General features: G+C 45.7%; 33 protein-coding genes. 25 read left to right on the top strand and 8 right to left on the bottom strand.

The features are described 5' to 3' along the window. The 6 genes from BN3003_RS11430 to BN3003_RS11455 all read right to left on the bottom strand — a co-directional run. Positions 1-485, bottom strand: a 485-nt coding sequence (locus tag BN3003_RS11430) for a DUF7666 domain-containing protein (RefSeq protein ID WP_199822587.1), incomplete at its 3' end; no start/stop codon positions are given. A 30-nt stretch (positions 486-515) separates the two neighbouring features. Beyond that, positions 516-788, bottom strand: a complete 273-nt coding sequence (locus tag BN3003_RS11435; protein WP_058356803.1) for a hypothetical protein — start codon at positions 786-788, stop codon at positions 516-518. After that, a complete protein-coding gene (locus BN3003_RS11440; protein WP_058356804.1) occupies positions 785-1,021 on the bottom strand; it encodes a hypothetical protein in 237 nt (78 codons plus the stop codon). The genes BN3003_RS11435 and BN3003_RS11440 overlap by 4 nt, the downstream gene beginning before the upstream one ends. A gap of 2 nt (positions 1,022-1,023) precedes the next feature. Then, a complete protein-coding gene (locus tag BN3003_RS11445) occupies positions 1,024-1,206 on the bottom strand; it encodes a hypothetical protein (protein ID WP_058356805.1) in 183 nt (60 codons plus the stop codon). Positions 1,207-1,387: 181 nt separating this feature from the next. Further along, complete coding sequence (locus tag BN3003_RS11450; RefSeq protein ID WP_058356806.1) at positions 1,388-1,612, bottom strand: hypothetical protein; 225 nt, start codon at positions 1,610-1,612, stop codon at positions 1,388-1,390. A gap of 463 nt (positions 1,613-2,075) precedes the next feature. Then, entirely contained in the window at positions 2,076-2,855 is a 780-nt protein-coding gene (locus BN3003_RS11455; protein ID WP_058356807.1) for an SPFH domain-containing protein, read from the bottom strand. A 702-nt stretch (positions 2,856-3,557) separates the two neighbouring features. Between BN3003_RS11455 and BN3003_RS18455 the strand changes: the two genes are divergently transcribed. Continuing rightward, entirely contained in the window at positions 3,558-3,761 is a 204-nt protein-coding gene (locus tag BN3003_RS18455) for a KTSC domain-containing protein (RefSeq protein ID WP_082625647.1), read from the top strand. 900 nt (positions 3,762-4,661) lie between these two features. Here BN3003_RS18455 and BN3003_RS11460 read toward each other — a convergent pair. Beyond that, positions 4,662-5,582, bottom strand: a complete 921-nt coding sequence (locus BN3003_RS11460; RefSeq protein WP_199822588.1) for a DUF3800 domain-containing protein — start codon at positions 5,580-5,582, stop codon at positions 4,662-4,664. 73 nt (positions 5,583-5,655) lie between these two features. Beyond that, positions 5,656-6,660, bottom strand: a complete 1,005-nt coding sequence (locus BN3003_RS11465; protein ID WP_058356808.1) for a helix-turn-helix domain-containing protein — start codon at positions 6,658-6,660, stop codon at positions 5,656-5,658. Between the two features lie 127 nt (positions 6,661-6,787). Here BN3003_RS11465 and BN3003_RS11470 point away from each other — a divergent pair, with 127 nt between their 5' ends. From BN3003_RS11470 to BN3003_RS11590, 24 genes are all read left to right on the top strand, one after another. Further along, positions 6,788-6,991: a Cro/CI family transcriptional regulator gene (locus BN3003_RS11470; RefSeq protein ID WP_234333063.1), complete on the top strand. Its 204-nt coding sequence runs from the start codon at positions 6,788-6,790 to the stop codon at positions 6,989-6,991. Continuing rightward, positions 6,988-7,323 (top strand): hypothetical protein, encoded by a 336-nt coding sequence (locus BN3003_RS11475; protein ID WP_058356809.1) that lies wholly within the window; start codon positions 6,988-6,990, stop codon positions 7,321-7,323. The genes BN3003_RS11470 and BN3003_RS11475 overlap by 4 nt, the downstream gene beginning before the upstream one ends. A 190-nt stretch (positions 7,324-7,513) precedes the next feature. Then, a complete protein-coding gene (locus tag BN3003_RS11485; RefSeq protein ID WP_058356811.1) occupies positions 7,514-7,777 on the top strand; it encodes a hypothetical protein in 264 nt (87 codons plus the stop codon). Next, positions 7,774-8,967: a YdaU family protein gene (locus BN3003_RS11490; RefSeq protein ID WP_058356812.1), complete on the top strand. Its 1,194-nt coding sequence runs from the start codon at positions 7,774-7,776 to the stop codon at positions 8,965-8,967. The genes BN3003_RS11485 and BN3003_RS11490 overlap by 4 nt, the downstream gene beginning before the upstream one ends. 10 nt (positions 8,968-8,977) lie before the next feature. Then, entirely contained in the window at positions 8,978-9,172 is a 195-nt protein-coding gene (locus BN3003_RS11495) for a hypothetical protein (RefSeq protein ID WP_159061440.1), read from the top strand. 96 nt (positions 9,173-9,268) lie between these two features. Beyond that, the gene (locus BN3003_RS11500; RefSeq protein ID WP_058356814.1) at positions 9,269-9,532 is read left to right on the top strand and encodes a hypothetical protein; all 264 of its coding nucleotides are present in this window, start codon (positions 9,269-9,271) and stop codon (positions 9,530-9,532) included. Then, entirely contained in the window at positions 9,532-9,879 is a 348-nt protein-coding gene (locus tag BN3003_RS11505) for a DUF3310 domain-containing protein (RefSeq protein ID WP_199822589.1), read from the top strand. The genes BN3003_RS11500 and BN3003_RS11505 overlap by 1 nt, the downstream gene beginning before the upstream one ends. Then, entirely contained in the window at positions 9,876-10,232 is a 357-nt protein-coding gene (locus tag BN3003_RS11510) for a RusA family crossover junction endodeoxyribonuclease (RefSeq protein ID WP_058356815.1), read from the top strand. Before BN3003_RS11505 ends, BN3003_RS11510 begins: the two co-directional genes overlap by 4 nt. Then, on the top strand, positions 10,229-10,666 hold the full coding sequence (locus BN3003_RS11515; protein WP_058356816.1) for a DUF1367 family protein: 438 nt from the start codon (positions 10,229-10,231) through the stop codon (positions 10,664-10,666). The genes BN3003_RS11510 and BN3003_RS11515 overlap by 4 nt, the downstream gene beginning before the upstream one ends. Before the next feature lies 1 nt (position 10,667). Next, positions 10,668-10,964, top strand: coding sequence for a nuclease domain-containing protein (locus tag BN3003_RS11520; protein ID WP_058356817.1), 297 nt, complete (start codon positions 10,668-10,670; stop codon positions 10,962-10,964). A gap of 1 nt (position 10,965) precedes the next feature. Further along, entirely contained in the window at positions 10,966-11,553 is a 588-nt protein-coding gene (locus tag BN3003_RS11525; RefSeq protein ID WP_058356818.1) for a hypothetical protein, read from the top strand. An 89-nt stretch (positions 11,554-11,642) separates the two neighbouring features. Further along, entirely contained in the window at positions 11,643-12,041 is a 399-nt protein-coding gene (locus tag BN3003_RS11530) for a surface-adhesin E family protein (protein WP_058356819.1), read from the top strand. A 49-nt stretch (positions 12,042-12,090) separates the two neighbouring features. Further along, positions 12,091-12,336 carry a hypothetical protein gene (locus BN3003_RS11535; protein ID WP_058356820.1) on the top strand — a complete coding sequence of 82 codons (246 nt, stop codon included), beginning with the start codon at positions 12,091-12,093 and terminating at the stop codon, positions 12,334-12,336. 11 nt (positions 12,337-12,347) lie between these two features. Beyond that, on the top strand, positions 12,348-12,854 hold the full coding sequence (locus BN3003_RS11540; RefSeq protein WP_058356821.1) for a hypothetical protein: 507 nt from the start codon (positions 12,348-12,350) through the stop codon (positions 12,852-12,854). Next, positions 12,829-14,115 (top strand): terminase large subunit domain-containing protein, encoded by a 1,287-nt coding sequence (locus BN3003_RS11545; protein ID WP_058356822.1) that lies wholly within the window; start codon positions 12,829-12,831, stop codon positions 14,113-14,115. Before BN3003_RS11540 ends, BN3003_RS11545 begins: the two co-directional genes overlap by 26 nt. 34 nt (positions 14,116-14,149) lie before the next feature. Continuing rightward, positions 14,150-15,589, top strand: a complete 1,440-nt coding sequence (locus BN3003_RS11550) for a DUF4055 domain-containing protein (protein WP_082625649.1) — start codon at positions 14,150-14,152, stop codon at positions 15,587-15,589. Continuing rightward, entirely contained in the window at positions 15,549-16,613 is a 1,065-nt protein-coding gene (locus BN3003_RS11555) for a minor capsid protein (RefSeq protein WP_058356824.1), read from the top strand. The genes BN3003_RS11550 and BN3003_RS11555 overlap by 41 nt, the downstream gene beginning before the upstream one ends. A gap of 253 nt (positions 16,614-16,866) precedes the next feature. Next, positions 16,867-17,649, top strand: coding sequence for a hypothetical protein (locus BN3003_RS11560; protein ID WP_058356825.1), 783 nt, complete (start codon positions 16,867-16,869; stop codon positions 17,647-17,649). Positions 17,650-17,663: 14 nt separating this feature from the next. Next, positions 17,664-18,605 carry a major capsid protein gene (locus BN3003_RS11565; RefSeq protein ID WP_058356826.1) on the top strand — a complete coding sequence of 314 codons (942 nt, stop codon included), beginning with the start codon at positions 17,664-17,666 and terminating at the stop codon, positions 18,603-18,605. Positions 18,606-18,665: 60 nt separating this feature from the next. Further along, a complete protein-coding gene (locus BN3003_RS11570) occupies positions 18,666-18,983 on the top strand; it encodes a HeH/LEM domain-containing protein (protein WP_058356827.1) in 318 nt (105 codons plus the stop codon). Between the two features lie 2 nt (positions 18,984-18,985). Next, the gene (locus BN3003_RS11575) at positions 18,986-19,363 is read left to right on the top strand and encodes a hypothetical protein (protein WP_058356828.1); all 378 of its coding nucleotides are present in this window, start codon (positions 18,986-18,988) and stop codon (positions 19,361-19,363) included. Beyond that, positions 19,363-19,725 (top strand): hypothetical protein, encoded by a 363-nt coding sequence (locus BN3003_RS11580; protein WP_058356829.1) that lies wholly within the window; start codon positions 19,363-19,365, stop codon positions 19,723-19,725. Before BN3003_RS11575 ends, BN3003_RS11580 begins: the two co-directional genes overlap by 1 nt. A gap of 2 nt (positions 19,726-19,727) precedes the next feature. Then, positions 19,728-20,123 carry a hypothetical protein gene (locus BN3003_RS11585; protein ID WP_058356830.1) on the top strand — a complete coding sequence of 132 codons (396 nt, stop codon included), beginning with the start codon at positions 19,728-19,730 and terminating at the stop codon, positions 20,121-20,123. After that, entirely contained in the window at positions 20,120-20,515 is a 396-nt protein-coding gene (locus tag BN3003_RS11590; RefSeq protein WP_058356831.1) for a phage tail terminator-like protein, read from the top strand. Before BN3003_RS11585 ends, BN3003_RS11590 begins: the two co-directional genes overlap by 4 nt. Positions 20,516-20,539: the final 24 nt, after the last annotated feature.

Here is a 20,539-nt window from a genome sequence, read left to right on the forward strand (position 1 = left end):
GTTGCTGCTGACTGGTAGCCCGTGTTGGTTGCTGCTGAGTAGTAGCCCGTGTTGGTTGCTGCTGACTGGAAGCCAGTGTTTGATTCTTTGGCGGTATCCCATTTAATCTTTGATAAAATCAAATCAACAGCCTTGGAAATCAGAGTTGGCAAGCCTATCTCAGCTTTGATGTGAATACTCCCACACGCAATTTTTGAATCACTGTTACTTTCCTTGCTGATTTCGCCTGAGCATTCAACAATTGCAAATCGTGATGTTGGGTTGTAGTAGTTAAAGACATCCATCGGATTTTCACACGCATGAAACCCTGAAGCGCAAGCCTCAACTTTGCCCTCGTGCGTGTATGTTTCACCAATTTGAAACTGAAAATCTCGGCAAGTTAAGTCAGCGTTAAAGCCTTTGTAGGCGATGATTGGTTGTTGATTCATTTGAATACCTTTTTGTAGTGTTTTAGATAGAAGTATGGCGTTTTCAGGATTTCCCATGCGAGGCCGAGTAGGCAGACGATTACGGGCTTAGTCATACACTTCACCGTAATCCCCCGTCGCCCGCCGCGCCACCAAAGCAGCCTCAAGCGCGGCCTCATACTCCTTGGTTTCAGCTTCAATGCGCAGCTTCGTTTGGTGCCATTCAATCATCGCGCGGCGTTGGTCAGCTTCAATCTGCAATAAGTCCAGTGCGGCCTGTGACGACTGCTGTAACGTGACATCGTGTCGGTCTGCTGTAGAGCCGCACGAGGCCAATAAAAAAGCGGCCAGTAGGCCGCATAGGGTGCGTTTGATTGTCATTTTTCCTGAGCCTCGCTATTTGATTCCAAGCTTTGAATTTTTTCGAGCAAATCATATGCAGCATCATATGAAAACAACCATTCATCCATAAAGCCGCCACGAGTTAAATCTTCCCATCTTGCGATTTCACCATTAAGATTAAGCCCAGCTACACCAAAGGACTTTTCAAAAAGTTCTTTTAAATCAAAAAACAATCTTTTTAAAGGTTTTTGTAATTCTTTATTTTTACTCACTCTCAATCCCTTCGATTGTTGTAAGTGATGGGTACCGCAGGATAGCGCGTTACTTGTCGCGTCCACGTCAAATCCATGGCGCTGACCGCCTCACAGGCCGCTTCCATGGTTTTGTGAAAGCTGATGTGCTTCCCGTCTTTGGTTACTTCAAACCGCTTGCCTGCGGCCTTGGCGATTGCTGTCATCCTGTTTCTCCAAAAAAATACCCCCATTGCTGGGGGGTTAAGGGAGCGTACTCAGAAAAGGCGGCGGCTGGATGAAACTGCTTAAGCTTAGAAAAGTGGTTTCGCCACCGCCTTTGTTGAATACGCTATTGCCGGCTTCGCACTGGCTTGGTGGTTTTGTCGATGCCACTAACGCATTTTGTTATTTAACGCTTGTTGTTAACATACCAAGCTCAAAACTTCTAATACACATTCTCTGCGCCTGAACCGACTCTACAATGTCAGTAAGTTTCAAGTCTCCTATTGTTTTTTTAATTAAGCATCCAGTCACTTCGGATATTTCAGATGAAGTGACGCCGTCACAAACTAAGCTGGTTACCCATTTGCCGTCACTATTTTTGTGTGCTTCAATTTTAAAAGTAGCCATACATTTGCCTCCGCTAAAAATCCCATAATGAAGCGGCCTGTGTAAGCCGCTTGTTATGAAATCTTCCTTTACTGTCTATTTGATTGTGAATAAACGAATCACCTTAATGATTCTAAAAATTAGCTTTAGAGTAATTAAGCTTGATAATATGCAGTTGGGTTTAAATTCCCTTGCCCCATTTTGCAATTCAGGAGGATGCCTAATGGGGCATAAAACCTATAGCAAATATTCCAATTGACTGATACTATCTGCTTGGTTTTAATTCCAATGCCCCTGTTTTCTGGGTCTCCAACTTCGGGTTTCAGGGGCATAAAACTGCCTATTTATTGAACATCTTCGCTAAGTCGCGAAAATGTTGCTTCATCGACAAACTGTCTATCAAGCTTCATCGACAAAGTGTCTATCGACCATTTTGCCGATGTCAGTAAAGTTGTTTGAACATCTTCGCTCTGTGAGGAAAATGTTATTGCTGTTTAAAAATTGTCACTGGCGTTTCACCATACAAAGGCGTTTTGCCATCCCATTTTTCAATAAATTGCTGTGTCAGCAGCTTGTCCGTTAAGCCATCTGAGCGTGCCTTGTTGGTCTCAGCTTCCAGCTTTGATAATTCCAAGCGCTTTTTCTGCTCTTCGATTTGCTGGTCTAATACCGCCAGATTTGTGTTGACTTCGTTACGTTTGTCGATGCGCTCAGACACCGACTTGCTAAACTCTAATTGAGAGCTGAATGTCATCAATTTAAGGCCGCGTGTTTCAAACTCCTTTGCAACCAAGTCTTGCACGCGCTTCTCAAATGCCAAGCTACCGCCTTTTTGCATCAACTCATCAGTTGTTTGTGAGCGTGAAGCCTCTTTCATAATGTCCAAGATTTTTGGCTCAAGAACATTGTCACCAAGTGATGTAATAAACGCCTCGCCACCGCCCAACTGTTTGTTGTTGAAAACCACATCAATTGAGCGTTCTTTGATGACGTTGAATGAGTAAGTCGGCTTGGCTGTAAACTCAGTATTATCAGCAGCCTTTAATTTCACTGCCGATTCAAAGTTTTGACGCTGCTCCCACAATGGCACCTGATACAACTCAGTGCCTGGGGCGATAACCCACACACGGCCACTCACAACACTGAAGTCAGCCTTGCCATTGCGTCCGTAGTTTTCCATCAATACGCCAGCCTGATTTGGCTCAACGCGACTGCAAGCGGCCAGTGTTGTTACAGCAGCCGCCAAAATTAAAAGCTTCTTCATCCAATATCCTTTAAAAGTCTATAAACAATGTTAAACGGGTAGGCGATGGCAATAAAAATGCCAACGATAGGGTATGGAAAATGATTAAATACCCACACACCAATGAAAAAGAGAGCCAGCACTAATGCGACTCTCGTTACAAGGTACTTTGGCAATTGCCGCTCCTTATCTCTTTGAGATTTCAATCTGAGCAGCACCCTAATGCTGCTCAGATTGAAATCTAGGTTGCTCGTCTTTCCGAGCTGTCATACTTGCATCTCGCTCAAGTAAAACGCCTTGGCATCGCGGCAATGCAATGCTTTAGGTTCTCTGTGGTTAATTGATTGCGCTAAGAAGCTTCCACGCCTCAAGTCTTATGGGCTAAAGTAAGATGATGTCTGCCCCAAACGCCTCGCTCGCTGCTCAATGGCCAATGCCGCCATGTTTTGCCCTCACAAACATCAAATATTGCACCACGCCAGCACCACCACCAGGGCAAGCAACCGCAAGGGATTGCTGCTTATTTAGCTCTGGTTAGCACCACCGTGGGGGTGTTGCTTGAACTAGTTCAAAAACTGTACTAGTTCGAGTTTGTTGCCATTTGTATTAAATCTAAAAAATCCACGCAGTTTTCAAGAGGGTGTCCATGCTTATCAGTAAACCCATATTTAATAAAGTGGGCTATAATCTGATTCTCATCCATTTGATTTAAAGGGGTTGTTTTTGATTCGCTCTGTTGTCGCATCATCTAATTTACGCTCCGTTGGGTTTGAAGGAGGCACTTTAGAAATTGAATTCCACTCTGGCAGTGTTTATCAATATTTTAATGTACCTGAAAGTGTTTACTTGGGCTTATTGCGCGCATCATCTAAAGGTCGATATCATCACACCTGCATAAAAGGTGTGTATCGTTATAAGAGAATCTGATAACGAAGTTTAAGCAAGCCCATAAGCGCAGCGAAAGTTGCGCTTTTTTGTCCGTTTCTAGCCGACTTGCCGATTATCTGCACCGCTCTCTGCGTGTCCTTTAGACTATCTCCGCAGTTGCTGTCGTGCTTTGGGTCTACCTACGCCTGATAATGTTTCCGCGTTCCGTCACGCTAATATTGGCGTGCAAGCGTTTAACGTTCCTGTCTATTTGCCCTCACCATTCAGAGTAGGCCGCTTGCTTCGTTATTGGGTTTTTAAAGTTCACCGCACCAAGACCAACCCCTGTTCCGTGTGCTTCGTGAGTTGATGGGTGAATATTACCGCTAGTAATATATCAAGTAAATACCGCCAGTAATATTATTTGCGGTAATTTAATTAAGCAATTGTATTTAAATATAATTTATTTTAGATGAGTTTGTATGGACAACAAAAAACCGCCTTTCGGCGGCATTGTTTTCATTGATTATTTGGATGGTTGATTGTTTTCCTGAGCTTTTTTCATTGCACGGAAAATATTAAGTCTACGTCTATGTTGCATAGAGCTTGTCCTTTCTTATGTTGTTGCTGTTTTTATATTCTGTGGATCAAGCAGAAGTATTACAGAGGAGCCAATTGGCTGTTGAAACTAACAAGGCGAGGCTATTATAGCACAGAGCAGGGTAAGGGCTTGTTAAGACGGGGAAACCGCCATGAGGGCGGTTATTTTATACGGTTAGTGAAAAATGCTTACTACCATGTAAAATCAAAGGAATGCAAATGTGCTTGTGTAAAATTAAAAAACGTTTATAGGTATTTATTGTGTTTAGTAACTTCATAAGTTATACTTTGATTTAAGTGGACTGGGGCGTTCCCCGATCGGCGCTGTGGCTCTGGGTTATCTCAGGGCCCTTCGCTTTTCTAGCTAGGAATAACCACCAATCCAATATCTTTATAGGATGCCTCAACCCCACAGAGTTCTCTACCCCCATTGCATAAAAACTTATGCTTTAGAGATTCAAAAGCTCTGTTCACATTTTTCCTACCCTCAATATTATCAATTATGTGCCTTCCAATTGGCCGAGCGCATAAGTCTGCAAATTGCAATCCAGTAGAATTAGTAGCTTTCGATTTAATGAGAATCTCAAACGGAAGCTTAATTCTAAGTGGGTTTTGTCCATCGCAAATTCGTCTAAATTCTAACTCTAAATCTCGATCTTCCTTTTCTCCACGAGCCTCAACAACAATATATGTAATTTGGTGGTGGCAATTTTTTTCAATCATGAGCTTATAAAGGTTGATTAAGCACGGCTGTAGGGCTAAGTGGTATAAATTTTCCTGTTCCCTCGATATTTCATTCTTTTTAATCACTGTAGAAATGAGGATAAATTTTGTTTCATCCATTATAGAGCTTAATCTACTCAAGAAATTTCTATCTAGTTCTCTGCTTGAAAATCTAAATGGAGGCTCATTTTTTCGAATTTCTTTTTCATGCAAAATAACTAAATCATGACCAAAGAAATTGAATTTTAAAGACTGAATTTCAGGAACTAATTGTGTGGTATATACATGCTTATAAAAAACACAGAAAGCCAAAACGAAAACAGGAAATGAACTTCGGTTACCAGGCTTATCAAAGTTAGCTGTCCCACTCTCATCAACATACACTATGAATGGGCTGAACTTATCAAAATACTCACTAGAAGTTGAGGGTTCTTGCTTTGGTGCATCAAAGTCTAATGATAACTGAGCCAAATCCATTAACTCAGTATCATTGCTCTGAGAAAGTTCCTCTAAATTACCTTCATTTTGGGTAGGTATTAATTTTGTTTTTTTGGCCATATTTATATTTAAATAAATCTGTTACTTTCATAATGAATGTTTTAACTTACCCCCGCCACGCTGAGAGTGGGGGTTATAAGCTATTCAGTGTCCAAGTGGCTGTGACTTTGGCGCAGATTTTTATATCGTTTAAGCTGTCTTTTGATAGCACTTCTGATTCATACAAGCTTTTATTGTCACTGATGATTTTTAAATCGCCATTGGTCATCACTTGAAGTCGTTTAACTTTTACGCCTCCAGCCGTTGCAATTACGTAAACACCTTCGTTGTCATAAAAATCTATTGATTTATCTACAAACAGCAAATCGCCGTCCGCGAATGTTGGATGCATTGAGTCGCCAGAGGCGGTGATGATTGAAATGCGTTGCAGATTTTTCCCCAAGTGCTTACGCGCCCAGTCCTCTTGAACGTCTATGAGACGCACATATTCAGGAAAGTCGATATTAAATCTGCCACTACCAGCAGCGGCAGAAATATCTAAAAGCTTCAGGCGAATATATCCATTAGGAACTTCATCTTGGTTTGAGAATGAATCCAAGTCATCATCATTAGCAGTTGCTCTAGGCCTGCCAATATAAGGAAGCGGTTGGCCTGAAAGTTCAGATATGCGCACCAGTACATCAAAAGATGGTATTGATCGTCCAGCCTCCCACGCATGAACTGAGCCTCTGCCACTGTAGTTTAGTTTTTTCTCAAACTCTTCTACATCCAGACCCATTTTATTTCTAACCGATTCAATCCAATTTGGAATGTCATAGCGAGATGTTGTAACAATATCTGAACTAACATCATTGTTAACAATAACTGTACGCGCCATTTCCAATATTTCTTCTGCAAGAGATGAACTAAAGTCTTGAACGTTAACTTTTAATAAGCGAGCAAAGCCGCTAGCAATAGAGGGATTTAGGGCATTAATTCCCGAAAGATAGTGGTTTATTGCGCTTTGTGAAATTCCAAGTGCTTCAGCAACTGCATACTGATTTAAGCCAAGCTCTTTTTTCTTGGATTCATAAATCGATTTTAGTGCATTGCAATCCTGCTTTTGTGATTCAGTTAACTCTTTCTTTTTCCCTGACATAAATCTTAATTCCTATGCAATTGGCAAATGCTATTACCAATGGTAATAAAACACAAACAACCGCAGGTATTGACTATTAAATTACTTGCGGTAATAATGTGTCATCAGCACTTAATAAAGGTTTGAAATGGACAAAATCATTAAGGTGGCACTGCCTGATTTTGCTCTTGAGCATGGACAAAATAATGCAGCCAAGGCGCTCGGGGTTACTCAAGGAGCTATATGCAGAGCAATTAAATCAGGGCGGAATATTCAAGTGACAATTGAAAATGGAGTGATAAAAGCAGAGGAGCTGCGACCATTCCCAAACCAACCAAGAGACTTGCCATGACTGAATTATCAAATGAAGTGGCTGCAAGGTCACGCAAGATACAAGCAACAATCTTGCAGCGGTTTGCACAGATGAAAAATGCAAATGTGGCATTAAGAGCAGGGGTGCATGAGGGAACTATCAGTCGCTTTAACAATGAACGGCTTGAGAGTGTCGCAATTATTTTAGCGGCGGCAGGGCTTCAGGTGGTTTCAGCAGATGATCAAGTGATTTCACGGCGTGAATTAAGAATGCTTAAAGAGATGTCGTTGAAGTATTTAGAGGCTGATTTGGCGCACGATGAAATTGTTGACGCTCAGCTTAAGAGTGCGGGCTGTGCAATTGATGAATGAAGAAAAGCCAGCACCCGAAGGCACTGGCGATTCCACCTTTTTTGCATCGAAACACAGATGGGAAACAACTATGTCCGCTGAGAATACTAATAAATATTTGCTATTTGCGCAAGGCAAAAAAATGCCGCGAGTTGGAGAAAACGCGGCATTCAAGCTGTGCCCATCATGGTAAGTGAAGGCGAGACGCATTATGAATGAATACTCTATCAAAAGCAATGAGCAAAAGAAAAGCCACCGAGGGAAAGTCAGTGGCAATTCAAAACATCTACTGCTTGAAGGTGAATTGATTATGACCCAAGAGTTACAAGAAATCAAGATTATTCGCTTAGGTGCGGATTTGAGCAATTTGCAAAATAACAAATACCAAAGCGATTTACTTGCGCTCTCGATGCGAACGCAGTGCGAACGCAAAACAAACGCAGTGCAATCGACATGCAAGGATGCTGCAAGATGAATTTTTATACATTCCATATCGGCGATTACATCAGTAATACCCATTATTTGGACTTATACGAAGATTTGGCTTATCGCCGAATGATGGATTTGTATTACCAAAAAGAAGAACCGCTGCCGAACGACATTGAGAAAATCGCCAAGATGATACGCATGCGCGAACATATTGAAGCGGTCGAATCAATATTAAATGAGTTCTTCATCTTAGATGGCGGTGTGTGGCGCCATACGCGCTGTGATGCTGAGCTGGCAAAGATATACGAGAAAAGCGAAAAGGCCAGAGCCAGTGCCAATGCGCGCCATTCACGCAATAAGCCAAAACAAAAGCCGACTGAAATTCCACAAGAAATCCCTGTCACGGATGATTCTGCCGACGATTTGCGAACGCAATGCGAACGCAGTGCGAACGGAATGCTACCCATAACCCAATACCCAATAAGAGAGATAGAGATACCGCACGCACCCGATTTCAATTCTGAGCCTGATTTGCCTGATGGCGGTATGTCGCAAAAACAGGTCATGGATTTTTTGCAGGCTCAGGGCGTTGACGTGATGCACGACGGCTTCTTGCCAAGCCATCCTGATTTGCAAGCGGCCTGTGCCACTGGCGTGACGGCCAGTGTGTTGCAATTTGCTTGGGACACGGTGCTGAGCAAGGGCAAGCAGCGCAATGGCGGCTATTTTTTCAGCGTGCTGGCTGGTAAGGCTGTGGACGCTGCGGCTGAACAGGCCAACCCACCGACGCCGCAACGTCAAGGCCGTGGCAATGACATGGCGGCACAGGATGCTGACTTGCTGACACGCAACGGCGTTGACCCCGACAAGGCGCTGACGTTTGCTCAAGTTCGGGCCAGCAAGCGAGCAGGGTTGCTGACACAGGCCCAAATCGATTTTTGGAAGCTCGAAGGCAAGGTGGGGACGCTGGACATGGGTTTGCCTGAGATTGTGAATCGCTGCCTTGAAAAAGGCTGGGCACGATTTGAGGCGGGGTTTGAGTTGGGCGACAAGGCTGTGGAGCAAGTGAAGCAGGCTGAGGCTGACAAAGCGCGCGTGGTCAAACAAATCAAAGCGGACGTAGAAAGCCGTGGCGAGACCAAGCCTGTGCGTAGTGGCAGGCCGCCTAACAAACTTTCTGACACGCTGAAACAGGCGCAGCAAGCGAATGCTGAGGCGGCGCATGAAATGCGATAACTGCCAGCACATGGATTACCAAGGCGCAGTGACTGGCATTCACAAGCCAAGAAACAAGGATGACCACCGAATGTTGTATTGGGGCCTGTGCAAAATCGGTAACGAGTGGGATTTTTTAGGGCGGATTTCAAGCTGTGACAGGTTTCAGCAGGCGGATGAAGAAACGATTGAAAAACGCAAGCAGTGGCTAGAGCAAAGGGACTGACATGGATTTACTGGATTTTATTGGGTATGCGTTCACTGTGGTGATTTCATTGCTGCTGTGTGTGTTGATTGAGTGGTATGTGGATGGGGGTGAGTGATGAGTATTGATGATTTGTTGTTGTACGCTTTTGTTGTATGGGCAACTTTCATGGCTGCTCAGTTGCTGCTGGCTTCGCAGGGTTTAATTCCGAAAGTCAAAGACATTGAAAATAAATACTTACGCCGCGTTGTTTTTGTTTTGCTGCTGCCAGTGATTTTAATGCTTGGGTTTGTTTTTTATGCGATTGAAAAAGTGCCTGTGGCTTTAAAAGATTTGGCTGATGGTTTCTATCGTGTTTTCTCAGAAGTGTGGGGTGAGTGATGAGTGAAGTAGAACAGGATGGTATGGTAACAATTAGACGTGCCCCTGTAGGATTTCAAAAAGCAATACAGGAACTGGCTCAAGCACAAGCCTCTAGACTAGCTCAAGCGCGCATTGGTCAAGTTTCCGATTCTGACGCAGTAAACAGCCCGTCGCACTACGCAAGCGGTGACATTGAGTGCATTGATGCCATACAGGCCAGCATGACCCCAGAAGCGTTCCAAGGCTACTTAAAAGGCAATGTGCAAAAGTACATGTGGCGCTATGAGAAGAAAGTGAATCCTGCCGAGGATTTGAAAAAGGCGCAGTGGTATTTGGCAAAGCTGATTGAGGATGTGAGTGCGTGAAAACTTACTTTTTACCTTACCCAATAAGCACTAACCGCTACTGGCGTACATTCCGAAACCGAACAATAGCGTCAAAAGAGGCAATGGAATATCGACGCAAGGTTGCAGAGTTAGTGGGAGTTATGCCAGTTAATGACCCTGTCTCCCTTTCAATTGAATTACACCCAAGGCTTACCAAGAACGGCAAAGCATCAAAGACATGCCTTGACCTCGATAACTGCCTAAAAGTCACGCTGGATGCATTACAGGGCTGCTTGTATGGCAATGACAATCAAGTTAAGAAAATAGCTTTGCAATATGGTGAGCCTGTCTTAAATGGCGGGCTGACAGTTTGCTGTGAGGTGATGCAATGAAATTGGATTTCATCAAATTGCCAGGTGGCTCACTTGCTCCCGCGAATGACGAAACATCAGAAAGCATGAAGCGGTTTAAGAATAATGAGCAGATACAAGTTGATGTGACCATGCCACGCAATATTGATTTTCATCGCAAGGCGTTTGCACTAGCCAATAAAGCATTCGCTCACTGGTGCGCTGATGGCACAAAAGACCAGTACAAAACGCACAAGACGCAGTTTGAGAGCTTTCGTGAGCAATTGACGGTATTGGCAGGGTATTACGATGAAGTCTATGCAATCGATGGCTCAGTGCGCTTAATTGCAAAATCTTGGAGCTTTGGCAGTATGGATCAAGAGCAGTTTGAGCATTTTTACTCAGCACTGTGGCAAGCCATTGCAAACAATGTGGTGCAGTTTGATGAACATGAGCATTGGATGATGGAGTTTTAGAGTGAGCAAAATCACAGAATCAGCACGAGGCCAAGAATGCCAAATCCGTTTGATAGGTATCTGCAATCACAACGATGAAACTACGGTATTTGCGCATTATCGCAAAGGTGGATTGGGCGGCATGGGCAAGAAACCGAGCGACTTGTTTGGGGCATACGCTTGCAGCAGTTGCCACGATGCTGTTGATGGCCGCACAAAAACACCGTTTTCACCTGCTGAGTTGGATGCCGACTTCAAAGATGCGGTGTTTAGAACACAGAATATTTTAATGACCAAAGGCTTAATAAAAGGGACATGATATGCAAAAAAAAGAAGATGAACCGTTGTTTATGAGTTTGCAACATGCCCTGATTTGGTCATTTGTAGAGGCTGAGAAACAATTTACTGGTTACAGCAACACGGCCAGCATCATTCGACACTGTAAACAAAAAGGAGCAGGGGCGAGTACATCACCTGATGATTTGTCACCACAGGAGAAGAAAACACAGGCCATGTGGGTGTTGGACACGGTGCGCACGGCGTTAAATGAATTTGAACAGGCTTTGATTGTGCTTAAGTACGGTCAAGGCTCTATTAACTTCGCGGATGCGTTTGTGCAAGTGGGTTTGGAATATCCGAAATATGAAGCCCATGTGGTGGATTTGATTTTGTGCAATATTTTCCAGTTTGACCAAACAGGCCGCAAATGGAATCATGGTTCGCGCGGGTGGCAAGACTACCCAACAGTGACACAAATTGCTGACGTGGCAGGGATGAGCAGAAAAACTGCCACAAGATGGGTGGGAGAGATTCAAAAAGACATTCATGGGGCATTATTTGCCGCGGAGTTGGTCTTGAAATTCGAGCTTGAGCGGAGATTGATTTTAAAAATAAAAGCAGTTGCTTGACAAAATGTCCCACTCGCTCCATGATATGGCTATAAACGGCAGCGCTTGCATTCAAGGCTGCCGTTAACTCATTCTGGATAAACTATTGCATGAAAAAAATTGTATTCTTTTGTGTATTGAATTGGGTTATACAAGCTGACGCTTCCGACAGGTGGCTTCAGTTGAATTTCAGTGATAGTAATCCCGTGATGTATTTGGATTTGCAAACATTAAAGAGTGATAAGTATTGGGTGAAGTATGTTTATAAGCATCCAGAGAAAACTAGAGATTTAACATACAATATATCCTTTAATGAATATAGTTATTCATGCAAAAATGGTAGTGTCATACTTAATGCCAGTCATTTGTATTATGAAACGAAGAATAGTAACAAATTTATTAAAACCATAACTTTTGACAATACTTTTTCTAAAATAGAAAGTGTTGTGCCAGGCTCTTTGGGCGAGTCTATTTTGACTAAAGTCTGCCTGTTTACAAATCAAATATAAAAGAAATTAAAACCCGCCCGAGTGGCGGGTTTTTTCATGGGTGATTGGTATGAAACGAGCCAAGCAAAACGGCCTACAGCGTAAGCGTAATGTGCATTGTGTTGGTGACGGGCTTGGCATGAGGCATGTGTATCTTGATGGTGAAATTCAAGAGCATTGTATTTGTGCCAATGTCCGCCGAGGTTTCATTATTCGGCACAAGAAAGGCCGAGATGGCCATTTGATTGTTGATTTTGCTACTGAGAGTTTGGTTACTGAAAAGGTGCGGGGCAAGGTTCGGGTTAAGTTTATTTGAAAGGAAGCAGTATGGCTGGAAAGGCTGCAAAGTCAGCCTCAAAGCAGGCTGCGCGTGGACGCCCAACAAAGTATAAAGCGGAGTATGCGGAACAGGCGAGAAAGCTGTGCTTGTTGGGCGCAACTGATGTGGAAATGGCAGATTTCTTTGAGGTATCGGAGCTGACAATTAACCGATGGAAGAAAGAACATCCCGAATTTTGTAAGTCCATAAAAAAGGGCAAGCTAATTGCCGATGCAGAGGTGGCAGACAAGCTTTACAACCGAGCCACTGGTTACGATGCTCCTGACACCGATATTCGAGTCATTGACCAGAAAATAGTGGAAACGCCGATTATCAAACATTATCCGCCTGACCCAGTCAGTGGCATATTTTGGCTTAAGAACCGGCAGCCTAAAAAATGGCGTGACAAACCTGACGAGGCACCACCTGAGAATCAAGTAACGCCGGTAAAAGTAGTGATTAACGTACAGGACGCAAGGAAGCCAGGCAATGCAGAATCCGAGTCCGACGCTTAATCTGCGCCAAGCCCAATTTATTGCACTTGAAAAGAAGTTCAAAGCGTTTGTGGGTGGCTTCGGTAGTGGTAAGACGTGGGTAGGGTGCGGTGGAATATGTAAGCATGTGTACGAACATCCAAACGTAAACGCTGGTTACTTTGCGCCGACATACTCGCAGATTCGAGACATTTTCTTTCCCACGATTGATGAAGTGGCATTTGACTGGGGCTTGAATGTTGACATCAAAGAGAGCAACAAAGAAGTACACTTTTATAGTGGCGTGCAATACCGTGGCACCGTCATTTGTCGTTCGATGGATAAGCCAAGCACCATCGTGGGCTTCAAGATAGGCCATGCGTTGTGTGATGAAATTGATGTAATGGCCAAGACTAAGGCCACACAAGCATGGCGCAAGATTATTGCCCGTATGCGTTACAACATCAGTAGCCTGAGAAACGGCATTGACGTTACAACGACGCCAGAGGGCTTTCAATTTGTGTATGAGCAGTTTGTTAAAGAAGTGCGCAAAAAACCCGAGTTGGCGGCGCTTTATGGCATGGTGCAAGCAAGTACGTACGACAACGAACTGAACTTGCCAGACGACTACATACCGTCGCTGATGGCATCGTACCCACCACAATTGATTAAAGCCTATTTGCGCGGTGAGTTTGTGAACTTGACCAGCGGCGCGGTGTATTACGACTTTGACCGACAATTAAACCACACTGACGAAATGATTATGCCAAGCGATACATTGCACATCGGCATGGACTTTAACGTGCTCAAAATGGCGGCTGTAGTCTATGTGGTGCGAGATGGCGCGCCGTTGGCTTTGGGCGAGTTGGTTAATTTGCGTGATACCCGTGAAATGGCTCTGGCAATCAAAGAGCGGTACCCGCGATTCAACATTGTGATTTACCCCGATGCCAGTGGTCAAAATACATCAAGCAAGAACGCATCTGAGTCTGATTTGACCATCTTGCGCCAAGCGGGTTTCACCGTGAATGTGGAGCCCTCCAACCCCGCCGTTAAAGACCGTATCAACTCTGTGAATGGCTTGATATGCAACAGCGAAGGGAAGCGCCGGCTTAAAGTGAACACGCACCTGTGTCCACACTTGACCGAGGGCTTGGAGCAGCAAGTATATGGCATCAGTGGACAGCCCGACAAAACGGCTGGCGTTGACCACGTTAATGACGCCGCCGGTTATCCGCTTGTTAAGCTCTACCCGATTATCAGGCCAAGCATTGCCGCCACATCACTATCAGGATTTAGCTAACCGCCGCTGGCGGTTTTTTATTGAGTAAAAGACTATGCCAGTATCTTCAAAACACAAGCAATATGAAGCCGCTCAGCCGCAATGGGAAAAGGTTCGTGACGCGCTTAAGGGCGAGGACCATATCAAGAGTCTAGGCGATAAGTATCTGCCGAAATCGTCAGGCATGCGCGCAATTGAATCAGACAAAAGTGTAAGTGCAACCATTACCAAAGCGCTGTATGACTCTTACAAGATGCGCGCTGATTATCCTGAGTGGACACGCGAGACACGTCGAACTGCCATAGGCTTGGTGTCCAAACTGAATCCGGTCATTACCGAGTTGCCGAAGTCGCTGGAACATTTACTGACCAACGCAACATGCGACGGCTTTGGCTTAGACCAGCTTTGGCTGCGAAACGCTGATGAGTTGTATTCTGTTGGCCGTGTTGTGCTCGTCGTGGATATGGACAGTAGCAGCAAGCCATATTTTGCAACTTATTCAGCAGAATCGTTTATCAATTGGGACACCGAGATTGTAGATGGGCGCCGTGATTTGGTTTTGGCAGTGTTTGAGGAATCGGTAAACAACCCGAACAGCACAGACAGATTTGCACACGAAACAGTGAAGCAATTTCGCGTGTATGAACTGATTGATGGTCAATGTAAGGTATCGGTTTATGACAAGGACGAAAAACTGGTGCCCGATAGCGAGGTATGGCTTAAAGGCCGTGGCGGGGTGCCATTGACCTACATACCGGTGGTGGTGGGTGGTGCACTGGTTAACTCGATAAACATCAACGAATCACCGTTGTTGGGGGTGGCGCAGGCCGCTGCCAAGGCGTATATGACCAGCGCTGACTATCACCAAGAGTTGCACCTTACCGCACATGCGCAGCCGGTTGTAACGGGAATGCAGACAACCTACAAAGATGGCAAAGAGATTAATCCCGAAATCAAGTACATTGGGCCACAAGCGGTAATTACTTTGCCCGTCGGTGCAGATTTCAAATTTGTCGAGATTACAGGCAATGGCATTGAGGCCAAGCGCCAAGCCATCATGGACAAAAAGAACGCGGCGGCTGAGGTCGGTGCCAAAACCATCGACATCGGCGGCGTAGAGTCAGGCGATGCGCGCAATGCCCGACAGTCCGACCAACAGGCCAGTTTACAATCGGTGGTGACCAATTCGGCGTTGATGATTCAGCAAGGCACACGTTACGCGGCTGATATGGCTGGCGTCACTGAGGCGTTGGCAAACAAAATCTTGTTTACGGTTGATGCTGAGTTCAACCAAACCGTAGCTGATCCGCAAATGTTGACTGCGCTCAACAATGCTGTGAACGCAGAAACACTGCCGCTTGATGCTGTGTATGCATACGCAATCAAAACCAAGATGATAGACCCCGAAACAACCATTGATGACTATCGGGGCATGATTGAGAACGGGGCTTCATATGTCAATACAGGCGCAAATAAACGAACAGACGATTCGTAATGCCGTCTTGCTCGAAGGTGTCAAAGAAGACCAAGTAGGCGCCATTTTGATGATGCTGGCTGTGTTGGATAAGCGCATCAAGGCCATGCTCAGCGGTGACGAATTGGTTGAATTACCCCGTTCTGAATTGAAGCGGCTATTGTCGGAAGTGCGCGGCGAAGTCAAAGCGGTGTTGGGAGGCATGATTGAATCACTCGAAACCAATTTACTGGCGATTGCTGACCAACAGGCCGACTTCGAGGTGCACAACCTTGCAATTGTCGGCGTGGTGCCGATAAAGCCCAGCGAGGCCAAAATTCACAACGCAATGGAAAACAACCCTCTGGCCGCGCGCGGTATCAGTGGTGATGGTTTGCTCACATCATACTTTGCCGAAGTGAACCAGCGCGAACAAGACCGTGTTGTCTCAGTCATCCGCCAAGGGGTGAGTCAAGGCTTAACAAATCAGCAAATGATTCAGCAAATCATTGGCACCAGGGCACATAAGTACAAAGACGGTATCTTGCAGATAACACGCAAGCAAGCAGAGGACATTGTTCGCACGTCAGTACAGCATGTACACGCGCAAGCACGCCAAGCTGTTTGGGTGGCTAATGACGATATTGTCGATGAAGTCGAGATGGTCGCCACACTGGACGGTAAAACGTCTGCAACATGTCGCTCAATGGACGGAATGCGGTTCAAAATCTATGAGGGGCCACGACCTCCATTCCATTTGCGCTGTCGAACAACCACAGTGCCGGTCATAAACGAAAAATACGCGGGCAAGGGCAAGGATGTAAGTACGCGGGCAAGTATGAACGGCCAAGTGCCAAGTGGCATGAAGTATTACGACTGGCTGCTGACCCAATCAGTAGAGTTTCAAGATGAGGTGCTTGGGCCTACTCGCGGGAAGTTATTGCGCGATGGCGGCATTACAGCGCAACAGTTTGCGAGCATGCAGCTTGACCGCAGTTTTCAACCGATTACGCTCGAACGGATGCGCGAACTGTATCCCGAGGTGTTCAGAAAGGCCGCAGCATGAAGATATGGCACGTTATACCCATTGAGGACTTGAAAGAGCACGAGGAATCGCCAGAGTGCTGGTGCAACCCGACTGAGACGGAGGCGGTTTGGGTGCATAACGCGGCAGATGGGCGCGAAGCATACGAAACTGGTGTACGGCAATTGCATTAAAAAGCGGGATTCTCCCGCATTAAATTTTTAAACATAGAAGACAGCTCAAGGCTGTCTTTTTTTATTTAAGTCCGCTAGGCGGCAACTCAAGGAGTTTTAGCATGAAATTTCGCAATCAATGGATGAAGTATGGCTTCCGCAACGAATCTGGAAGCGACGGCGGCGATAGTGGCAGTGGCGGTCAAGGCAATGCCAAGACCTACACGGAAGAAGAATTACAGGCCGCAATCGAAGCCCAAACGTCTGGCCTCAAATCAAAACGTGATGAATTGTTGAATGCACAAAAGCAGCTCAAGGAGCAGCTCAAGCAATTCGATGGCATAGACCCCGAAGCAACTCGCAATATGCTGAAACGCTTTGAAAACGATGAAGAAGCCAAACTGATTGCGGCGGGCAATGTTGATGAAGTGGTAAACCGCCGTGTTGACCGAATGCAGTCTGATTTCGATAAGAATTTGAAGATTGCACAGGCCGAAACGCAGAAATATCAACAAAAAGCCCAAAACTTGGAACAGACCGTCATCAATGGGCATGTGGCACAGGCCGCTGCCGCTGCGGGCGTGTTGCCCAATGCAATTGATGACATTGCCGCCTTATCCAAAGGCATGTTTGCGCTCAATGACCAAGGCCAAGCCTTATTAATTGGGGCTGATGGCCAACCACAATATGCTGCCGACGGTAAAACGCCGATGACGGCGCATGACTGGGTAAGCAACATGAAAGAAACGAAGCCGTACTTTTTCCCATCTGCCCAAGGTGGTGGCGCGCGTGGCAGCGATGGTGCGAGTGGCGGCAGCTTGAAGCGTTCGCAAATGAGCGCTGAGCAAGTTCACGAATATACACAAAAACATGGCCGTGCTGCTTATTTAGCACTGCCGAAATAATGAAAGGGCTTTAAATGGCTACAACTTTAAACAGTGATGTAATCATCTACAACGATTTGGCGCAAACAGCCTATTTGGAACGCCTCCAAGACAACTTGGATGTATTCAATACGGCCGCAAATGGCGCTATTTTGTTATCGGATGAAAACATCGAGGGCGATTTCCGTCAGCGCTCATTCTACAAAATTGGTGGCGCTGTCGAACATCGTGACGTCAACTCTGATGCCGATGCAGTGGCGAAGAAAATCGCAATGGGCGAAATGGTCGGCGTGAAAGTGCCGTTCAAGTATGGCCCTTACGAAACCACTGAAGAAGCAATGAAGCGCCGTGCGCGAACTGTTGAAGAATTTTCTCAAGTGGTTGGTCAAGACTATGCCGATGCGTTGATGGCTTATTACTTCTCACATGCTTCTGCTGCCTTGGTGGGTGCAATTGGCACCAATGCAGCCATGCAGGTCAGCGCTACCTTTGCAACTCACGGCAAGAAAGTCTTGACCAAAGGCATGCGCACGTTTGGCGACAAGTTCGGTCGCATTGGCTTGTGGGTAATGGATTCGGCCACTTACTTCGATTTGGTGGATGATGCCATCGGTGAAAAGCTGTTCGGTGAAATTGACCAAGTGATCTATGGCGGCACACCTGGCACGATGGGCAAACCAGTGTTGGTATCTGACCAAGTAAAAACAGATTCAATTTTCGGTCTGCAAGCGGGTGCAGTACAAATTACCAATTCTCAATTGCCGGCATTCCGTGGCTATCCAGTCAACGACAAAGAAAACTTGGGTATCGGCATTCGCGGTGAAGGTACATTTAACATTGATGTACTTGGCTATTCGTACAAACAAGCTGCGGGTGCCAATCCTAATTTGGCAACCATTGGAGCGGCGGCAAGTTGGGTGAAATACGCGACGAGTGATAAAAACACTGCTGGCGTATTGATTAACACTGGCCCATAAGCCAACAAACAGCGGCGCATCTGATTAAGGTGCGCCAATTTTGTACCTAAGGAGCAAAACATGGATTTGGTTTACACGAAAAACGGAATTGAAGCGGATGGCATTACAGGCCAGTATCGCAATGCTGACTACTTTCAAAACCCTGAAACATTGCCTGAAGGCAGTAAAGTGGCCGTCATTGGTGATTACCCACACATTGCAGAAGCATACAAAGCGGCCGGTGTCGAAGTGCTTTTTACCGAGGCTAAGCCTCAAAATGTGGATTTGTCTACATTGTCGGTAAAAGAGCTGCGCGAACACTTGACCACTGCTGGTATTGAATTCCCTGCAAACGCATCAAAAGATGATCTTTTAAACTTGGCAAAACAGGGCGCTTAATCATGGAAGCCTACATCACAGTGACCTATGTTGATTCGGTGCTTGGTAGTGATTGGGCATCTGTAGCAGTTCCAAAAGAGCGCGCAGTGATGTTGGCTAATCTGTGGCTTAGCACTCAAAATCTGCAAAGCTTTGTAACGGTTCCTGATGCGGTCAAGATGGCGGGTATTGAACTGGTGCAATTGGCCGTTGATGACCAATTGTATCAAGACACGTCCACAGGGGTGGTTTCCAAGCGCGTCAAGGCTGATTCTGTCGAAGTTGAGACCGAGTATAGCCAAACAGATAAGGGTTCGTCACAGCGCCTTAAAATCGCTCTAGACCTTATAGCGCCATTCGTGATGAAACAGAGCCTTGTCTCACTAATTTGGAAAATCTAATGCGCTCTGAAATTCAAACAGAACTCGCCGCTGCGATGAGTGATGATTTGGCAGATGCCGCCAAGCCTTTTACTTGCGTTCGCGAAACCTATGAACTCAACAAAATCACGGGCAAACAGACGCTTAAAGAACGCTTGGAATATTCTGGCCGCGCCGTGTATCCACTCGGTTACAAGCGTGATGAAGCTGAAATGCTGAAAATTCAGGCGACTGATGCCAAGGCCATCATTTTGCAAAACGAGTGTAGCGCTATACCGGCAGTGGATGACGAATTGGTGTTCGGTACTCAAAAGATGAAAGTGATTAATGTGAGGCAAGACCCAGTGGCCGCCACATGGTCGCTTCAACTGCGAAAGGTTTGATTATGAGCGCATGGAGCATGCCGCCGGAGTTATTCGCTGATGTGATAGAAGAAGACATCGACAACACAGCAAGAGGCTTCGCATTGACCTGTTATCGCAACATTATCTTGGCATCGCCAGTTGATACAGGCCGCTTTCGCGCAAGTCATATTGTTAGCGTTAATGAGCCGTATTATACGGTGACAGTGGCTGGCTCGATGATGATTGATTTAAGCCCTGAGCAATTGATTGAATTCGCAAGGCGCGCTGTTAATGTCAAACACAAGGGCAAACTTCGCAGCATCTACATTCAAACCAACGTGCCATATGCCGAAGCACTTGAGAACGGGCACTCAAAACAAGCTTCTGCTGGCGTGTATGGCCCCGCATTCAATGCCGCAGTGGTGAAATACTCATGACCCCATACGAAGCACAACAGGCGCTATTGGCGCATTTCTTTGCTGCCACATTCATCGATGTGGATGTGTTTGACACGCCGAATTCTGACTCATTTGCTCGTCCTGAAAAGGGAATTTGGGGCAGAGTGAACTTTAGCGGCGCGTTTGGGGCATTTGCCGGATTTGGCGATAACCCTCGCACCAAGCAATCGGGCACGATGGTCGTGCAATTGTTTGTGCCCAAAGGTTCGGGATGGGGCGAATTGTCCGAGTTTGCGAGTCAACTGGCGGCCTATTTGTCTTGGCATGACTATGACCGGCTCGAAACGCATGCGGCCAGCATTATCGATGTGGGTGAGCGTGATGGGCAGTATCAATACAACGTGTCCTTGCCTTACATCATCAAACCTTAATACAAGCCGCCCGTGAGGCGGTTT

Source organism: Vitreoscilla massiliensis (genome assembly GCF_001457815.1).
Classification (GTDB): Bacteria; Pseudomonadota; Gammaproteobacteria; order Burkholderiales; family Neisseriaceae; genus Vitreoscilla; species Vitreoscilla massiliensis.

What these genes read in the sequence shown, in the direction of transcription:
- BN3003_RS11590 (WP_058356831.1), top strand. Translation starts at nt 20,120, where the DNA reads ATGACCCCATACGAAGCACAACAGGCGCTATTGGCGCATTTCTTTGCT.
- BN3003_RS11455 (WP_058356807.1), bottom strand. Translation starts at nt 2,855, where the DNA reads ATGAAGAAGCTTTTAATTTTGGCGGCTGCTGTAACAACACTGGCCGCT.
- BN3003_RS11565 (WP_058356826.1), top strand. Translation starts at nt 17,664, where the DNA reads ATGGCTACAACTTTAAACAGTGATGTAATCATCTACAACGATTTGGCG.
- BN3003_RS11530 (WP_058356819.1), top strand. Translation starts at nt 11,643, where the DNA reads ATGAAAAAAATTGTATTCTTTTGTGTATTGAATTGGGTTATACAAGCT.
- BN3003_RS11500 (WP_058356814.1), top strand. Translation starts at nt 9,269, where the DNA reads ATGAGTATTGATGATTTGTTGTTGTACGCTTTTGTTGTATGGGCAACT.
- BN3003_RS11435 (WP_058356803.1), bottom strand. Translation starts at nt 788, where the DNA reads ATGACAATCAAACGCACCCTATGCGGCCTACTGGCCGCTTTTTTATTG.
- BN3003_RS11555 (WP_058356824.1), top strand. Translation starts at nt 15,549, where the DNA reads ATGTCAATACAGGCGCAAATAAACGAACAGACGATTCGTAATGCCGTC.
- BN3003_RS11550 (WP_082625649.1), top strand. Translation starts at nt 14,150, where the DNA reads ATGCCAGTATCTTCAAAACACAAGCAATATGAAGCCGCTCAGCCGCAA.
- BN3003_RS11540 (WP_058356821.1), top strand. Translation starts at nt 12,348, where the DNA reads ATGGCTGGAAAGGCTGCAAAGTCAGCCTCAAAGCAGGCTGCGCGTGGA.
- BN3003_RS11505 (WP_199822589.1), top strand. Translation starts at nt 9,532, where the DNA reads ATGAGTGAAGTAGAACAGGATGGTATGGTAACAATTAGACGTGCCCCT.
- BN3003_RS11495 (WP_159061440.1), top strand. Translation starts at nt 8,978, where the DNA reads ATGGATTACCAAGGCGCAGTGACTGGCATTCACAAGCCAAGAAACAAG.
- BN3003_RS11515 (WP_058356816.1), top strand. Translation starts at nt 10,229, where the DNA reads ATGAAATTGGATTTCATCAAATTGCCAGGTGGCTCACTTGCTCCCGCG.
- BN3003_RS11460 (WP_199822588.1), bottom strand. Translation starts at nt 5,582, where the DNA reads ATGGCCAAAAAAACAAAATTAATACCTACCCAAAATGAAGGTAATTTA.
- BN3003_RS11490 (WP_058356812.1), top strand. Translation starts at nt 7,774, where the DNA reads ATGAATTTTTATACATTCCATATCGGCGATTACATCAGTAATACCCAT.
- BN3003_RS11535 (WP_058356820.1), top strand. Translation starts at nt 12,091, where the DNA reads ATGAAACGAGCCAAGCAAAACGGCCTACAGCGTAAGCGTAATGTGCAT.
- BN3003_RS11560 (WP_058356825.1), top strand. Translation starts at nt 16,867, where the DNA reads ATGAAATTTCGCAATCAATGGATGAAGTATGGCTTCCGCAACGAATCT.
- BN3003_RS11545 (WP_058356822.1), top strand. Translation starts at nt 12,829, where the DNA reads ATGCAGAATCCGAGTCCGACGCTTAATCTGCGCCAAGCCCAATTTATT.
- BN3003_RS11445 (WP_058356805.1), bottom strand. Translation starts at nt 1,206, where the DNA reads ATGACAGCAATCGCCAAGGCCGCAGGCAAGCGGTTTGAAGTAACCAAA.
- BN3003_RS11580 (WP_058356829.1), top strand. Translation starts at nt 19,363, where the DNA reads ATGCGCTCTGAAATTCAAACAGAACTCGCCGCTGCGATGAGTGATGAT.
- BN3003_RS11575 (WP_058356828.1), top strand. Translation starts at nt 18,986, where the DNA reads ATGGAAGCCTACATCACAGTGACCTATGTTGATTCGGTGCTTGGTAGT.
- BN3003_RS11570 (WP_058356827.1), top strand. Translation starts at nt 18,666, where the DNA reads ATGGATTTGGTTTACACGAAAAACGGAATTGAAGCGGATGGCATTACA.
- BN3003_RS11525 (WP_058356818.1), top strand. Translation starts at nt 10,966, where the DNA reads ATGCAAAAAAAAGAAGATGAACCGTTGTTTATGAGTTTGCAACATGCC.
- BN3003_RS11585 (WP_058356830.1), top strand. Translation starts at nt 19,728, where the DNA reads ATGAGCGCATGGAGCATGCCGCCGGAGTTATTCGCTGATGTGATAGAA.
- BN3003_RS11485 (WP_058356811.1), top strand. Translation starts at nt 7,514, where the DNA reads ATGAATGAATACTCTATCAAAAGCAATGAGCAAAAGAAAAGCCACCGA.
- BN3003_RS11475 (WP_058356809.1), top strand. Translation starts at nt 6,988, where the DNA reads ATGACTGAATTATCAAATGAAGTGGCTGCAAGGTCACGCAAGATACAA.
- BN3003_RS11450 (WP_058356806.1), bottom strand. Translation starts at nt 1,612, where the DNA reads ATGGCTACTTTTAAAATTGAAGCACACAAAAATAGTGACGGCAAATGG.
- BN3003_RS11465 (WP_058356808.1), bottom strand. Translation starts at nt 6,660, where the DNA reads ATGTCAGGGAAAAAGAAAGAGTTAACTGAATCACAAAAGCAGGATTGC.
- BN3003_RS11470 (WP_234333063.1), top strand. Translation starts at nt 6,788, where the DNA reads ATGGACAAAATCATTAAGGTGGCACTGCCTGATTTTGCTCTTGAGCAT.